Annotated in this window: 13 protein-coding genes; 10 read left to right on the plus strand and 3 right to left on the minus strand. The window is 73.3% G+C overall.

What is annotated here, in order from left to right; translation table 11 throughout:
- The first annotated feature begins 45 nt into the window (after nt 1–45).
- From ACMATS_RS20100 to ACMATS_RS20120, 5 genes are all read left to right on the plus strand, one after another.
- A complete protein-coding gene (locus tag ACMATS_RS20100; protein ID WP_390781334.1) occupies nt 46–864 on the plus strand; it encodes a tryptophan 2,3-dioxygenase family protein in 819 nt (272 codons plus the stop codon).
- A complete protein-coding gene (kynU, locus tag ACMATS_RS20105) occupies nt 857–2,062 on the plus strand; it encodes a kynureninase (RefSeq protein WP_414168636.1) in 1,206 nt (401 codons plus the stop codon). Before ACMATS_RS20100 ends, kynU begins: the two co-directional genes overlap by 8 nt.
- Nucleotides 2,059–2,712, plus strand: coding sequence for an alpha/beta hydrolase (locus tag ACMATS_RS20110; RefSeq protein WP_414168637.1), 654 nt, complete (start codon nt 2,059–2,061; stop codon nt 2,710–2,712). The genes kynU and ACMATS_RS20110 overlap by 4 nt, the downstream gene beginning before the upstream one ends.
- A 144-nt stretch (nt 2,713–2,856) precedes the next feature.
- Nucleotides 2,857–4,149 (plus strand): sensor histidine kinase, encoded by a 1,293-nt coding sequence (locus ACMATS_RS20115; protein ID WP_414168638.1) that lies wholly within the window; start codon nt 2,857–2,859, stop codon nt 4,147–4,149.
- The gene (locus tag ACMATS_RS20120; RefSeq protein ID WP_390781338.1) at nt 4,146–4,808 is read left to right on the plus strand and encodes a response regulator; all 663 of its coding nucleotides are present in this window, start codon (nt 4,146–4,148) and stop codon (nt 4,806–4,808) included. Before ACMATS_RS20115 ends, ACMATS_RS20120 begins: the two co-directional genes overlap by 4 nt.
- Nucleotides 4,809–4,906: 98 nt before the next feature.
- Here ACMATS_RS20120 and ACMATS_RS20125 read toward each other — a convergent pair whose 3' ends face one another.
- Nucleotides 4,907–5,743, minus strand: coding sequence for a diacylglycerol kinase (locus ACMATS_RS20125; protein ID WP_390781339.1), 837 nt, complete (start codon nt 5,741–5,743; stop codon nt 4,907–4,909).
- 178 nt (nt 5,744–5,921) lie between these two features.
- Between ACMATS_RS20125 and ACMATS_RS20130 the strand changes: the two genes are divergently transcribed.
- Entirely contained in the window at nt 5,922–7,208 is a 1,287-nt protein-coding gene (locus ACMATS_RS20130; protein WP_390781340.1) for an adenylosuccinate synthase, read from the plus strand.
- A gap of 68 nt (nt 7,209–7,276) precedes the next feature.
- Here ACMATS_RS20130 and ACMATS_RS20135 read toward each other — a convergent pair whose 3' ends face one another.
- Together ACMATS_RS20135 and ACMATS_RS20140 are read right to left on the minus strand one after the other, a co-directional pair.
- Nucleotides 7,277–8,935: a serine/threonine-protein kinase gene (locus ACMATS_RS20135; RefSeq protein ID WP_414168639.1), complete on the minus strand. Its 1,659-nt coding sequence runs from the start codon at nt 8,933–8,935 to the stop codon at nt 7,277–7,279.
- A gap of 147 nt (nt 8,936–9,082) precedes the next feature.
- Nucleotides 9,083–9,286, minus strand: a complete 204-nt coding sequence (locus tag ACMATS_RS20140) for a cold-shock protein (RefSeq protein ID WP_390781342.1) — start codon at nt 9,284–9,286, stop codon at nt 9,083–9,085.
- Nucleotides 9,287–9,608: 322 nt separating this feature from the next.
- Here ACMATS_RS20140 and ACMATS_RS20145 point away from each other — a divergent pair, with 322 nt between their 5' ends.
- From ACMATS_RS20145 to ACMATS_RS20160, 4 genes are all read left to right on the plus strand, one after another.
- Nucleotides 9,609–10,973 (plus strand): aspartate aminotransferase family protein, encoded by a 1,365-nt coding sequence (locus tag ACMATS_RS20145; protein ID WP_391150479.1) that lies wholly within the window; start codon nt 9,609–9,611, stop codon nt 10,971–10,973.
- Nucleotides 10,974–11,065: 92 nt separating this feature from the next.
- Nucleotides 11,066–11,761, plus strand: coding sequence for a GntR family transcriptional regulator (locus ACMATS_RS20150; protein ID WP_390781344.1), 696 nt, complete (start codon nt 11,066–11,068; stop codon nt 11,759–11,761).
- A gap of 57 nt (nt 11,762–11,818) precedes the next feature.
- Nucleotides 11,819–14,296, plus strand: a complete 2,478-nt coding sequence (locus ACMATS_RS20155) for a dolichyl-phosphate beta-glucosyltransferase (protein ID WP_414168640.1) — start codon at nt 11,819–11,821, stop codon at nt 14,294–14,296.
- 73 nt (nt 14,297–14,369) lie between these two features.
- Nucleotides 14,370–15,020 carry a hypothetical protein gene (locus tag ACMATS_RS20160; protein ID WP_390781346.1) on the plus strand — a complete coding sequence of 217 codons (651 nt, stop codon included), beginning with the start codon at nt 14,370–14,372 and terminating at the stop codon, nt 15,018–15,020.
- The last annotated feature ends 16 nt before the right edge of the window (nt 15,021–15,036 follow it).

The following is a 15,036-nucleotide window of genomic DNA, read 5'->3' on the forward strand; positions in this document are numbered from 1 at the left end:
ATCCCGGCGTGACCACCCGGTGAACCCCCGCCAGTGGAGGGCGTCGTGACCCAGAACCGCACCCCCAACCTCGACTTCGCCGGCACCACCCCGTACGAGGACTACGTACGGGCCTCCGTGCTCAGCCGGCTCCAGGAGCCCCTCTCCGACGACCCCGGGGAAATGGTCTTCCTCGTGACGACCCAGGTCATGGAGCTGTGGTTCACCGTCCTCGTCCACGAGTGGGAGACCGCCTCGCGCGCGCTGCGCCGCGACGAGCTTCCCGTGGCGATGGCGGCGCTCAAGCGCTCCACCTACGAACTCGCCTCCCTCAACGCGTCCTGGGAGCCGGTGGCGCACCTGACGCCGGCCCAGTTCAACTCCTACCGCTCCGCGCTGGGCGAGGCCTCCGGGTTCCAGTCGGCGATGCACCGGCGCATGGAGTTCCTGCTCGGCGACAAGTCGGCCTCCCTGCTCCTCCCGCACCGCGGCGCCCCGCACGTCCACGCCGAGCTGGAGCGCGCGTTGCACGCGCCGAGCCTCTACGACGAGGTGCTGCGGTACCTCGCCCGCCGGGGGTACGCGATACCCGTGTCCGTGCTCGGCCGGGACGTCGCCGAGCGGTATGCGGGCGATCCCGCCGTGGAGCGGGTCTGGCAGCGCATCTACGCCGGTGACCAGAACAGCGACGAGTGCCGCCTGGGCGAGGCGCTGACGGAGGTCGCGGAACTGGTCTGGCGCTGGCGCAACGACCATCTCGTCGCCACGAGAAGAGCGATGGGGGCGAAGACGGGCACCGGGGGTTCGCCGGGGGTGGCCTGGCTGGAGAAGCGGGCCGCGAAGAGCGTCTTTCCCGAGCTGTGGACGGCGCGCAGCCGTGTCTGAGTCCGCATTGGCGGGCGAGGCGGCCGCCCTCGACGCCGCCGACGAACTGCGCGCCAAGCGCGCCGAGTTCGTGCTGGACGACGCCGTCTACCTCGACGGCAACTCGCTGGGCGCCCTGCCCCGGGCCGTCCCCGCGCGCCTGTCGGACGTCGTCGAGCGGGAGTGGGGGCGGCTGCGCATCCGCTCCTGGGACGAGTCCGCCTGGTGGACCGCGCCCGAGCGGGTCGGCGACCGGATCGGCCGGCTGATCGGGGCGGCGCCCGGGCAGGTGGTGGTCGGCGACTCGACAAGCGTCAACGTCTTCAAGGCGGTTGTGGCGGCGGTGCGGTCCGTTCCCGGTGGCGGCCGTGACCGGGACGAGGTGCTCGTCGACGCGGCGACGTTCCCGACGGACGGGTACATCGCGGAGTCCGCGGCCCGGATGACGGGCTGCCGGATCCGGGCCGTGCCCGCCGCGGAACTGGCGGGCGCCGCCGGGCCGCACACGGCCGTCGCACTGGTCAACCATGTCGACTACCGCACCGGGCGGTTGCACGACCTGCCCGGCACGACGGCCGCGGTGCGGGCGGCCGGGGCCCGCGTGGTGTGGGACCTGTGCCACAGCGCGGGCGCGCTGCCCGTCGAACTCGACGCGCACGGCGTGGACTTCGCGGTCGGCTGCACGTACAAGTACCTCAACGGCGGCCCCGGCGCGCCCGCCTTCCTCTATGTGCGCCGGGACCTCCAGCCCCGCTTCGACTCGCCGCTGCCCGGCTGGAACTCCCACGCCGACCCCTTCGGCATGTCCCCCGCCTACCGTCCCGCGGACGGCGCGGTCCGGGGCCGGGTCGGCACGCCGGAGATCCTCTCCCTGCTGGCGCTCGACGCGGCGCTGGACGTCTGGGACGGCGTGGACCTCGCCGCGGTCCGGGCGAAGAGCCTGGCCCTGACGGACTTCTTCCTGCGCTGCGTGGCGGCGTACGCGCCGGGCGCGGTGACACCGGTGACGCCGGCGGCGCACGGGGAGCGGGGCAGCCAGGTGTCGCTGCGGACGGCTTCGGGGGACGGGCGGGAGACCGTGGCGGAGCTCGTCCGGCGGGGCGTGGTGGGCGACTTCCGCCCGCCCGACCTCCTGCGCTTCGGCTTCGCGCCGCTCTACGTCGGCTTCGCCGACACGGAACGCGCGGCGCGGCTGCTGGCCGAGGCGGTGGGCGCGTGATCGCGTACGGCCCGCACCCCAGCCAGGTGGTGGACCTCCACGGTCCCGCGGACGCGCCGGTCCGGGTGACGCTGCTGCACGGCGGCTACTGGCGCGAGCGCTACGACCGTACGTACCTGCTGCCGCTGGCCCGGACGCTCGCCGGGCTCGGCGCGCGGGTGGCGCTCGCGGAGTACCGCCGGGTGGGCGGGGGAGGGGGCTGGCCGGAGACGTTCGACGACGTCGCGCAGGTCGTGGGCCCCGCATCCGCGACCCGCCACGTCCTGGTCGGACACTCCGCGGGCGGCCACCTCGCGCTGTGGGCGGCGGCACGGATGCCGGGCGTGGACCACGTGGTCGCCGTCGCGCCGGTGGCGGACCTGGCCCGGGCGCGGGAGCTCGCGCTGAGCGACGGCGCCGTGGACGAACTCCTGGGCGGCCGCTACCGCCCGGAGGCCGACCCGGTGCGGCTGCCGGCGCCGACGGCTGCGGTGACGCTGGTGCACGGCACGGCGGATACGGACGTTCCGGTGGAACTGTCGCGGAGATACGCGCGTGCCGTGCCGGGCGCGGTGCTGCGGGAGTTGGACGGGGTCGACCATTTCGACCCCGTGACCCCGGGGACGGAGGCGTGCGGGACGGTCCTGGAGGCGGTGGGCTGCGCCCCGTAAGGGGGCGCCCCGATAGGGGCGCGGGGCTGTGTCGATATGCGGCTCCGCCGCGTGGTCGCGCCCGCGTAGTACTTGAGGCGGACCCCCGGAAATCCCCACTCGTACGGACGCCGGCCGCAGGCCCGCCCGCTTAGCGTGGAACGTGTGACCGACACATTCCAGAGCAGCGAGGAGCTGCGCGTAGCGAGGACCTTCCTCCACCGCCTCCGGGAGGACCTCGTCACCGATGCCTTCGCCTTCCGGCCGCTGCCGCCGCTCCGCGACGACCACCGGCTTGTGCGGGCGCTGCCGCGCCGGGCCGCCCGGTACACGCGGTGGCTGCCGCACGCCGTCGTCGTGGGCTTCGCCCTCATGATCATGCTGGCCACCGTCGAGCACGTGGGCATCGTCCCGGCGCTGTTCGTCGGTGTGCCGATCATGACGACCCTGGTCCGGCCCGTCGGCGCGTGGTGGCTGTCGTTCGGTGTGATGTTCCTCACCGGCATGGTGCTGCCCTTCGGCTCCAGCGTCTCGCCGTGGTCGCCGGGCGGCTTCCTGCCGCACCTCGCCGTGATGGTCCTGGTGGCGCTGCGCACCCGGCCGCGCGTCGCGGCCGGGATGTGGCTGCTGACCGGGGCGCTGGCGGTGTTCCTCGGGGTCTTCCGGTCGTACGGGGCGCCCTACGGCGGGGAGCTGTTCCAGATGCTGGCCTTCTCCGGCTTCGTGCTCTTCGCCGTCGTCGCCGTGCGCGGCCTGCGCGAGGGCAAGCAGCAGGTCGAGGCCCAGGCGGCCGTCACACAGGTCGAGCGGTCGCGGCGGACGCTGCTGGAGGAGCGCACCACCATCGCCCGGGAGCTGCACGACGTGGTGGCCCACCACATGTCCGTGGTCGCCATCCAGGCCGAGGCCGCGCCGTACCGGGTGCAGGACACCCCGCCCGAGCTGGCGGCCGCGTTCCAGACCATCCGGGAGAACGCCGTGGCGGCCCTCACCGAGCTGCGCCGGGTGCTCGGCGTCGTACGGTCCGAGGAGGACGCCGCGCCCGAGGCGCCGCAGCCCACGCTGGCCGACCTCGGCCTGCTCCTGGGCAACGTGCGCTCGGCCGGTCTGGAGGTCGAGCACGTGACCACGGGCGCGGTGCGGCCGCTGCCGCAGGGCGTCGAGCTGTCGGCGTACCGGATCGTGCAGGAGGCGCTCAGCAACGTCCTGCGCCATGCGCCGGGTGCCACGGCGCGCGTGGAGGTCTCGTACGTCCTCGGCGGGCTCGGCCTGCGCATCGTCAACGGCCCGGCCGACCGCCTGGCCAAACCCTCGCCGGGCGCCGGGCACGGGGTGCTGGGCATGCGCGAGCGCGTCGGCATGCTCGGCGGCGGGATGACGGCGGAGGCGACGGAGGACGGCGGCTACGAGGTCGCCGCCTTCATCCCGGTCGCGATGCCGGGGGAGGCCGCGGCATGACCATCCGGGTACTGATCGTGGACGACCAGATGATGGTCCGCGAGGGCTTCTCCGTGCTGCTGAACGCGCAGCCCGACATCGAGGTGATCGGAGAGGCCGTCGACGGGCGGCAGGCGGTCGAGAAGGTGGCCGAGCTGCGGCCGGACGTCGTGCTCATGGACATCCGCATGCCCGGCATGAACGGGCTGGAGGCCACCCGCGAGATCGTCGCGGCGGACGGCGAGGCCAAGGTGCTCGTGCTGACGACCTTCGACCTGGACGAGTACGTCTACCAGGCGCTGCGCGCGGGAGCGAGCGGCTTCCTGCTCAAGGACGCGTCGGCGCGGCAGCTGGCGGACGGCGTGCGGGTGGTCGCCGACGGCGAGGCGCTGCTCGCGCCGACGGTCACGAAGCGGCTGATCCAGGAGTTCTCCCGGCTGGGCGCGCCGAAGGCGGCGCCCACGCAGGAGCGCATCGGGGACCTCACGGAACGGGAGACGGAGGTCCTGGTCCTGGTCGCCCAGGGGCGCTCGAACTCGGAGATCGCGGCGCACCTGGTCGTGGCGGAGTCGACCGTGAAGACGCACGTGAGCCGGGTCCTGGTGAAGCTGGGCCTGCGCGACCGCACGCAGGCTGCCGTTTTTGCGTACGAGACGGGGCTGGTGACACCGGGGGGCTGAGTGCGGAACCGCGCCCCGCAGGGGCGCTGGGGGTACCCCCAGCGGTAGCTGGGGGAGGAACTGCGCGACCAGCCACAGACGGCCCGCAGCCGCCCAGGTCACGAGCGCGGCACCGTCAATCGCCACCCCTCCGCCAGCGCCGTCCACGTCCGGACCCGGACCGGACCCCGGATGCGGTTGTCGGCGCGGTAGCGGAAGTCCGGCCCGGACACCGTGATCGTGCGGGCCCGCGCCTGCACCGGATGGTGCCCCGCGCGCGCGTGCACCACCACTTCCGCCAGGGCGGAGCCCCCGTCCGCGGGAGCGGACACGGCGACGCGCCCCACCGGCCGGTCCACGTTGGCCAGCAGTACCCCGTCCGCCTCGACCCGCAGCCGCGCCCCGGCGGGGCGCGGCCCCCGCCGGGGCCCGGTCCGGGCCAGCAGGGCGAGGGCGCTGCGCGCCGACACGGCCGGCGCCCCCCGTACCGCCGCGTAGCGGCGCCCGGCATCGCCCGCGGGCACCCAGAGGCCGCCCACGACGATGCCGTCGCTGTCGTCGGCCAGCAGGCCGAGCCGCCGCTCCACGCCGTCCAGGACGGCCCGTGCGGCCGCCACGGCCCCCAGCGGAACGCCGAGGACCCGCGCCACCGACACGGACGGCAGCGAGCCGACGGGGACCCACGCCAGCGGTGCCGCGGCCAGCTCCCGCTGGCGGTGCAGCTGGGCGACGACCCGCAGCAGCGCGCGGTCGTCGCCGATCACCACCGTCCGCCGGCGGCCCCGCCGCCCGACGGCCCGCGCCACCTCCTCGGGGCCCTCCGGAAGACAGATTTTCGCCACCGATCCGGCACACAGCACGTCCCTCGCGATCCGCACGGACTCGCCGTCCACACGGCGGGCGACGGGGTCGACGACGACGAGCAGCCGCTGTCCGGTCGGGTCTGCAGCCGACACGTTCGTCCTTCCTCAGGTAACCTCTCGGTGCAAGAGCCCCTGTCGCTGTTGCGCCAGGGGCTTCGTCTATCCGGGGCACCGGTTCGACGGCTCTAGCGGTGGCGTACGCCCTGACCAAGGCGGGCGTAAGGCCACCCACGCACGTTGGACATGCCCCGCCCGGAAGGGGTGTACGCCTGTGCCCGCACTTGTGCTGCTCGGTGCTCAGTGGGGTGACGAGGGCAAGGGAAAGGCCACCGATCTGCTCGGTGGCTCCGTGGACTACGTGGTGCGCTACCAAGGTGGCAACAACGCCGGCCACACGGTCGTCGTCGGTGACCAGAAATATGCGCTCCACCTCCTCCCTTCCGGGATCCTCTCGCCGGGGTGCACCCCGGTCATCGGCAACGGTGTCGTCGTCGACCCGGCGGTCCTGCTCTCCGAGCTGAGCGGGCTGAACGAGCGCGGCGTCGACACGTCGAAGCTGCTGGTCAGCGGTAACGCGCACCTGATCACGCCGTACCACACGACGGTCGACAAGGTGACGGAACGCTTCCTCGGCAAGCGGAAGATCGGCACCACCGGCCGCGGCATCGGCCCGACCTACGCGGACAAGATCAACCGCGTGGGCATCCGCGTCCAGGACCTCTACGACGAGTCGATCCTGACGCAGAAGGTCGAGGCTGCCCTCGACTTCAAGAACCAGATCCTGGCGAAGCTCTACAACCGCCGCGCGATCGACCCGGCGAAGATCGTCGACGAGATGCTGGCCTACGCCGACCAGATCAAGCCCTTCGTCGCCGACACCACGCTGATCCTGAACAACGCCATCGACGAGGGCAAGGTCGTCCTCTTCGAGGGCGGCCAGGGCACCCTGCTGGACGTGGACCACGGCACGTACCCCTTCGTGACCTCCTCCAACCCGACCGCGGGCGGCGCCTGCACGGGTGCGGGCGTCGGCCCCACGAAGATCAACCGGGTCATCGGCATCCTGAAGGCGTACACCACCCGTGTCGGCGCCGGTCCGTTCCCGACCGAGCTGTTCGACAAGGACGGCGAGGCGCTGCGCACCATCGGCGGCGAGCGCGGTGTGACCACCGGCCGCGACCGCCGCTGCGGCTGGTTCGACGCCGTCATCGCCCGCTACGCGACCCGCGTCAACGGCCTGACGGACTTCTTCCTCACCAAGCTCGACGTGCTCACCGGCTGGGAGCAGATCCCGGTCTGCGTCGCGTACGAGATCGACGGCAAGCGCGTCGAGGAACTGCCCTACAGCCAGACCGACTTCCACCACGCGAAGCCGATCTACGAGATGCTGCCGGGCTGGACCGAGGACATCTCCAAGGCCAAGACGTTCTCCGAACTGCCGAAGAACGCCCAGGCGTACGTGAAGGCGCTGGAGGAGATGTCGGGCGCCCCGATCTCCGCGATCGGCGTCGGCCCGGGCCGTGACGAGACGATCGAGATCAACTCCTTCCTTTCGTAAGGCTCTTGAGGCGTGTTGCACGCAGAAGCGCCCCGACCGCTCGGCGGTCGGGGCGCTTCTGCGTCGTGTCACCCCGTCCTGCTGTAGACCAGCGACGCGTCCTTTGTGCCCGAGTCGGTGAAGTCGCGGCGCATCCGGCCGTCCGGGAGCAGGACCAGGTCGGAGGGCGAGCCCGGCTGGCAGGCCGAGGTGGGCTGCGCCTGGACGACGCTGGAGGGGCCGAGGTGCAGCGGGGTGCCGTCGCCGCCGCCGGAGACGGACGCGTCCCAGGTGCAGGTGTAGGCGGTGCCGTCGTCGAGGTAGCCGCCGCCCCGGATCTCGGCCGTGCCGGTGCCGCCGGCTCCCGGCCGGACGGTGAGGACGCGGGTGTTGCGGCCGCCGCCGGAGTCGAAGCCCGACTGCCAGGTCCCGGCGTACGCCTGCGCCCCGCCGACGGTCGCCGGGGCGGTGGCGGGCGGCACTGCCGGGGACGACGGCCCGGCGGGGCTCGTGGCGGGCGGGGGCGTGGTGGCCGGCGTCGTGGCCGGGGGAGCGGGGGACGATGCCGCCGCGCTGCTGCCTGAGCCGTTCCCGCTCTCCTGGTGCCGGAGCAGGTAGACGGTTCCGCCGCCCGCGAGCAGCCCGGCGACCACGATCGCGGCCAGCAGGTACGGCGTCTTCGAGCGGGGCGGGGGAGGGGGCGGCGGCGGGTACCCGTATCCGTACCCGGGCGCGGGCGGGGCGGTGACGGTCGGCGGGTCCGCCGGGGGCACCACCTGGGTGGGCGGTTCCGCGGGTATGGACGCCCCCGGGGCGGGGGCCGCCGCCGTGGGGTCCTCCACGTCGAGCAGCTGCACCGCGTGCCGTCCGAGCTGGGCGACCAGGCCGCCGGGCAGCCAGGGTTCGCCCGAGCGCAGGTCCGTCAGCAGGCCGGCCGCGCCCGTGCGCTCCAGGGCCTCCTCGGGCGTGGGCCGTGCGGCGGGGTCCTTGACGAGGAACGCGGCGATCAGCGGGCGCAGGCCCTCCGGCACCGCGGCGAGGTCCGGCTCCTCCTCCGCGATGCGGTACATCAGCGCGTGGACGCCGCTGTCCGCGGTGCCGAAGGGCATCCGGCCGGTGGCCGCGTAGGCCAGCACCGAGCCGAGGCAGAAGACGTCGCTGGCGGGCGTCACCTGGGCGCCGCGCACCTGCTCGGGGGACATGAAGCCGGGCGAGCCGACGGCCGCCCCGGTGCGGGTGAGGCCGCCGTCGGTGATGGTCTCCAGGGCGCGGGCGATGCCGAAGTCGATGACGCGCGGACCGTCGAGGGTGATCAGCACGTTGGACGGCTTGAGGTCCCGGTGGACGATGCCCGCGGCGTGCACGGCCTGCAGGGCGCGGGCGAGACCGGCGCCGAGGATGCGGACGGAGCGCTCGGGCAGCGGCCCGAAGTCCTGGCCGACCACCTGGCGCAGCGAGGGGCCCGCGATGTAGCCGGTCGCGACCCAGGGGACGGCGGCCTCGGTGTCGGCGTCGAGGACGGGCGCGGTCCACTCCCCGCCGACCCGCAGGGCCGACCGGACCTCCTGCCGGAAGCGGCTGCGGAACTCCTCCTGCGTCGCCAGCTCCGGGTGGACCAGCTTGACCGCGACCGTCCGGCCGCGGTCCGAGCGGGCCAGATACACCCGGCCCATGCCGCCCGAGCCGAGCCGGGCGAGCAATCGGTAGGCGCCGAGCGTGCGCGGGTCCTCCGGCGTCAGGGCTTCCATGCCGGGTACTCCCTCCCCCAGTTTCCCCTCGTTCACTTGCGGAGAATAGCGGCACGGCAAAGGGCCGGGACCCCGCACGGTGAAAGTGCGCGGTCCCGGCCCTTTTCTGCCGGTCGGCCGGTCGGCCGGGCCGGTGCCCGGGGCCGCTCAGCCCGGGACGATGTTCTCCGCCTGGGGGCCCTTGTGGCTCTGCGCGATGTCGAAGGTCACCTTCTGGCCTTCGTTGAGTTCGCGGTATCCCTGAGCGGAGATGTTCGAGTAGTGGGCGAAGACGTCCGGGCCGCCGCTGTCCTGCTGGATGAAGCCGAAGCCCTTTTCGGAGTTGAACCACTTCACGATGCCGGTGGCCAAGACGATCTCCTCGAGAGAGGTTTCGAGACGGAATTCCGTATTCCAGGGTGGAAATACAAGAGCGCCCGGGACTCGGTGCTCGGGCGCGCACGTCAAATGGGTACGAATTACTGCAACCGCGAGGGACCGTAGCACGCAAAAGGGTGGCGAATCGGTATTTCCGGTTCGGCGATTCTCCAGAGGGGCACAGTCCTCGGCCCCGCCGGACCCGGCAGGGTGTCCGCCTCCGGCGCAACGGCCGTACACAGTGCCGGTGCCCCGTGCCCGCCCGTACTCCCTAGGCTCGGACGGACAGCCGCCCGCCGAGCCCCGAGGTCCCGCCATGAGCCCGCAGCAGCCCACCGCCCGCCCCGAAGCCGGCGCAGCCGTCAAGGCGGCGGACCGCGCCCACGTCTTCCACTCCTGGTCCGCGCAGGGCCTCATCGACCCGCTCGCCGTCGCCGGGGCCCGGGGCTCGTACTTCTGGGACTACGACGGCAACCGCTACCTCGACTTCTCCTCCCAGCTCGTCAACACCAACATCGGCCACCAGCACCCCAAGGTCGTGGCCGCGGTCCAGGAGCAGGCCGGCCGGCTGTGCACGATCGCGCCGGGCTTCGCGGTGGACGTGCGGTCCGAGGCGGCGCGGCTGATCGCCGAGCGGACGCCCGGCGACCTCGACAAGATCTTCTTCACCAACGGCGGGGCGGAGGCGGTGGAGAACGCCGTGCGCATGGCCCGGCTGCACACCGGCCGTCCCAAGGTGCTCGGCGCCTACCGCTCGTACCACGGCGCGACCGCCGCGGCGATCAACCTGACCGGGGACCCGCGCCGTTGGCCGTCCGACTCCGGCGCCGCCGGAGTGGTGCACTTCTGGGCGCCCTTCCTCTACCGCTCGCCCTTCCACGCGGAGAACGAGCAGCAGGAGTGCGAGCGCGCGCTGCAGCACCTCCACGACACCATCGCCTTCGAGGGGCCGCAGACGATCGCCGCGATCGTCCTGGAGACCGTCCCCGGCACCGCCGGGATCATGGTTCCGCCGCCCGGCTACCTCGCGGGCGTCCGGGAGTTGTGCGACCGGTACGGGATCGTGTTCGTCCTGGACGAGGTCATGGCCGGCTTCGGCCGGACCGGCCACTGGTTCGCCGCCGACCGCTTCGGCGTCACGCCCGACCTGCTGACCTTCGCCAAGGGCGTCAACTCCGGCTATGTGCCGCTCGGCGGCGTGGCCATCTCCGCGGAGATCGCCGCGACCTTCGACAAGCGCCCGTACCCCGGCGGGCTCACCTACTCCGGCCACCCGCTGGCCTGTGCCTCCGCCGTCGCGACGATCAACGCGATGGCCGAGGAGGGCATCGTGGAGAACGCCGCGCACATCGGCGAGACCGTCCTCGGCCCGGGGCTCCGCGAGCTCGCGGAGCGGCACCCCTCGGTGGGCGAGGTCCGCGGGCTCGGCGTGTTCTGGGCCGTCGAGCTCGTCCGCGACCGCGCCACCCGGGAGCCGCTGGTGCCGTACAACGCGGCGGGCGAGGCCAACGCCCCGATGGCCGCCTTCGCCGCCGCCTGCAAGGCGGCCGGGCTGTGGCCGTTCGTCAATATGAACCGCACCCACGTGGTCCCGCCGTGCACCGTCACCGAGGCCGAGGCGAAGGAGGGACTGGCCGCCCTGGACGAGGCGCTGACCGTGGCGGACGCGCACACGGTCTGACCCCGGACTGCCGCTGCCGGCCCCCCGGCGTGTAGCGTCGCTTCCCGCCGCGCGATGCCAGCGCGCGGCCACGGAAGGGGAGACGCACGACCATGCCCGGCAGCGACGCTGTGAAGCGCACGACGCTGCGCTCGCAGATCGCCGACGCCCTGCGCGACGAGGTCATCGCGGGGCGGCTCCCGGCGGGGCGGCAGTTCACCGTCAAGGAGATCGCCGAGAGCTACGGCGTCTCGGCGACCCCGGTCCGCGAGGCGCTGCTCGACCTGTGCGCGCAGGGACTGCTCGACGTGGAGCTGCACAAGGGCTACCGGGTGCGGGAGTTCTCGTACGCCGACTTCCTCGACATGATCGAGGCCCGCACGCTGATCGTCGAGGGCGTCTTCCGCCGGTCCGCGGAGCGGGCCCTGCAGGCGGCCACCCCGGAGGCGCTGGCCTCGGTGCGGCGGCGGGCCGAGGAGGCCGGGCGCGCGGCGCTCGCGGGGGACCTGGACATCCTGATCGGCTACGACCTGCGCTTCTGGCGGGAGTTGGCCGGCCTGGTGGGCAATCCGTACATATCGGACTTCCTCGACCGTGTGCGCATCCAGAGCTGGGCCTTCACCGTTCCCCTGCTGCGCCGCCTCGACGACCTGCGCGGACGCCTGTGGCACGGCCACGCCGAACTGGTGGAGGCCGTGGCCCGCCGGGACGGGCAGCGGGCGCAGCAGCTCGTCGCCGCGTACAACGAGCACTCACTCGACTTGATCAGAGCGATCGCGACGGGCTTCGGCCGAACTCCGATCGAATAGGGTCGAATGCATCCATGGTCGTCGAGATGCCGAATGTGATGCCGAGTGACAGTGCCCATGACGCCCGCGACGCCGGCGGCCATGACGCCCGGAGGAACGGCCGTCGGCCTGACGGTGGTCGTCCCCGCCTACAACGAGGAGCAGCGGCTCGCCCCCAGTCTCGACGCCATCCGCGCCCACCTCGACTCCCTTGACGAGGGCCCTGCGGACGACTGGGAACTGATCGTCGTCGACGACGGCTCGGCCGACGGCACCGCGGCCGTCATCGAGGCCGCCGCCGCCGAGGAGCCCCGCATCCGGCTGCTGCGCACGCCCGCCAACCGCGGCAAGGGCCACGCCGTGCGCACCGGAGTGCTCGCCTCGCGCGGCCGCCGGGTTCTGGTCACCGACGCCGACCTGGCCACGCCCATCGAGGAACTGGCCCTGCTGCAGCGCCGCCTCGACGCGGGCGCCGCGGCCGCCGTGGGCTCCCGCGCCCTGCCCGGCTCCCGGATCTCCGTGCGCCAGAACCCGCTGCGCGTCGCCCTCGGCCGGCTCGGCTCCGGGCTGATACGCGCGGCGGCCGTGCCCGGCATACGGGACACCCAGTGCGGGTTCAAGCTGTTCGACGGCGACAAGGTGCGCGCCGCCTTCGCCGACTCCCGCCTGGACGGCTGGAGTTACGACGTGGAGATACTGCGCCACTTCCACCAGCAGGACTGGGAGGTCGCCGAAGTGCCCGTGCGCTGGGCCCACCAACCCGGCTCCAAGGTCCGGCCGCTGGCCTATCCCGCCGTCCTCGCCGACGTCCTGCGCCTGCGGGCCCGCTCCGTCCGCCCGTCGACCCTGCTCGTCGGACTCCTCTACCTCGGCTTCGCGTTCGTCCTCTACGGCGGCCTGTGGGGGGACGCCCCCGGCGGCGGCTACCTCACCGACTCGGGCTCCGACCAGCGCCAGTGGGAGTGGTTCTTCGCGGTCACGGCCGACAACGTCGCCCACTTCCGCGACCCGCTCTTCACCGACCTGCAGAACTTCCCGCTCGGCGTGAACCTCATGGCGAACACCGCCATGCTGGGCCTCTCCGTGCCCCTCGCCCCGGTCACGCTCGCCTTCGGGCCGCAGGTCACCTGGGCGGTCGTGCTCACCGGCGGCCTGGCCGCCACCGCACTGTCCTGGTACTGGCTGATGGCCAAGTGGTTCGTCCGCTCCCGCTGGGCGGCCGCCCTGGGCGGCGCCTTCTGCGCCTTCGCCCCGCCGATGGTCTCCCACGGCACCGCACACCCCAACTTCGCGGTGCTGTTCATGATGCCGCTCATCGTCGACCGGATGCTGCGGCTCTGCGAGGGCCGCCGCACCGGACGGGACGGCGCCGTCCTCGGTCTCTTCCTCGCCTACCAGCTCTTCCTCGGCGAGGAGGCCCTGCTGCTGGCCATGACCGGCTGCGGCCTCTTCGCCCTCGGCTACGCCGTGGCCTCCCCCGACGTCGCCCGGGCCGTGGCCCGGCCGCTGCTGCGCGGACTCGGCGTCGCCGCCCTCGTCTGCGTGCCGCTCGTGGCCTACCCGCTGCTCCGGCAGTTCCACGGCGCACAGAGCTACCACAGCGTGCTGCACGGGCAGGTGGGCAACAACCCCATGGCCCTGCTGGAGTTCGCCACCCGCTCGCTGGCCGGCGACCCGAAGGTCGCCGCCTCCCTGTCGCTCAACCGGACCGAGGAGAACGCCTTCTTCGGCTGGCCGCTGGTCGTCGTGGCCGTCGCCATCGTCGTCCGCCTGCGCGACCAGCCGCGCGTCCGCGCCCTCGGCTTCACCGCCCTCGCCGCCGCCGTGCTCTCGCTCGGTCAGAACATCCCGCTGCTGGGCACCGACAAGACGCTGCCGGGCCCCTGGCGCCTGCTGGCCGGGATGCCGTTCTACGAGTCGGTCATCGAGTCCCGCGTCGCCATGGTCTGCGTGGCCCCCCTCGGCATCCTGCTCGCCCTCGCCTGCGACCGGCTCGCCGCCAAGCGCCTGCGCAGCGAGCGCGAGACCTCGCACCGGCTGCTCGGCTGGGCGGCCCTCGCCGCGGCCGTCGTCCCGCTCGTCCCCACCCCGTACCCGACGGCGGGCCACGCCCCGGCACCCGCGTTCGTCGCGGACGGCACCTGGCGCCAGTACGTACGCCCCGGCCACACCCTGGTGCCCGTCCCCGTGCCGAGCCCGGAGGACACCACCGCCCTGGGCTGGCAGGTGCAGGCCGGCCTCGGATTCGCCTTCCCCGGCGGCTACTTCATGGGCCCGTGGGGCCCGGAGCACATCGGCATCTACGGGCCCGAGCGGCGCCCCACCGCCGACCTGCTGAGCAAGGTGAAGGAGACGGGCAAGGCGCCGGCCATCGGCGACCAGGAGCGCAGCGCCTTCCGCAAGGACCTCGCCTTCTGGCGCGCGGACGCCTTCGTCCTCGCGCCCCAGGACCACGAACTGCCGTTGCGCGAGACGGTCACCCGGCTGACGGGACGGCAACCGCAGTGGACGGGTGACACGTGGGTGTGGGACGTCCACGCGATGGCCGAGGATTGACCCCCGGCGCGGTATGACAACCGGCTGAGCGGCACTACTCTGGCTCGACGCCCACCTACGAGAGCGAGCTCGCGTGGCCTGTGACCTCTGGCTAGTGCCCCTCGTCGACGTGCTCTGCCACAGCCCCGACAACCCCTTCGCGGAGGAGATCGCCGCGTACGACAAGGCCCTGGGCGAGGCGGGCCTGCCGCCCGTCCCGGTCTTCGGCTACATGCCGGGCCTGTCGGGCGACGTGGCACCGGTCGCGGGCTTCGACTACGACGCCCTGCACTTCCTGCGGCGCGCACATCTGCTCAACCTGTGCGGCCTGGAGGTCACTCCGGTGGATGAACTGGGCGGGGACTACGAGCAGTTGCTGGAGATCTTCGAGGCCACGGCGCAGCAGTCGCACCTGGTCTGGCACTACGACCACGCGGGGGCGTACGTCCCCGTGGACTTCGCGCACCCGCTGTCCACCGACGAACTCCTCGAAGGCGGCGGCCCGCTGGGCTCCAGCCACGGCCTGCTGCGCGAACTCCGCACGGTGGCACCGGCGCTGGGCATCGACCCCGACAACCCCCCGCCCGCGCCGGCGTCCCCCGGCCGCCCCACCCGCCTGGACGAACGCGTGGCCCCCGCCCCGGAGGACGACAGCCCGTTCGCGAGGGAACGCCACGTATGGCTGGGCCTGCACGCGGCGGCGACGAGGAGTCTGGGGCAGGGGTCGATGATCGTGTTCAGCTGAGGGGGCGTGCGCCGAA

The sequence above is a fragment of the Streptoverticillium reticulum genome, from assembly GCF_047456005.1.
Lineage (GTDB): Bacteria > Actinomycetota > Actinomycetes > Streptomycetales > Streptomycetaceae > Streptomyces > Streptomyces reticulum.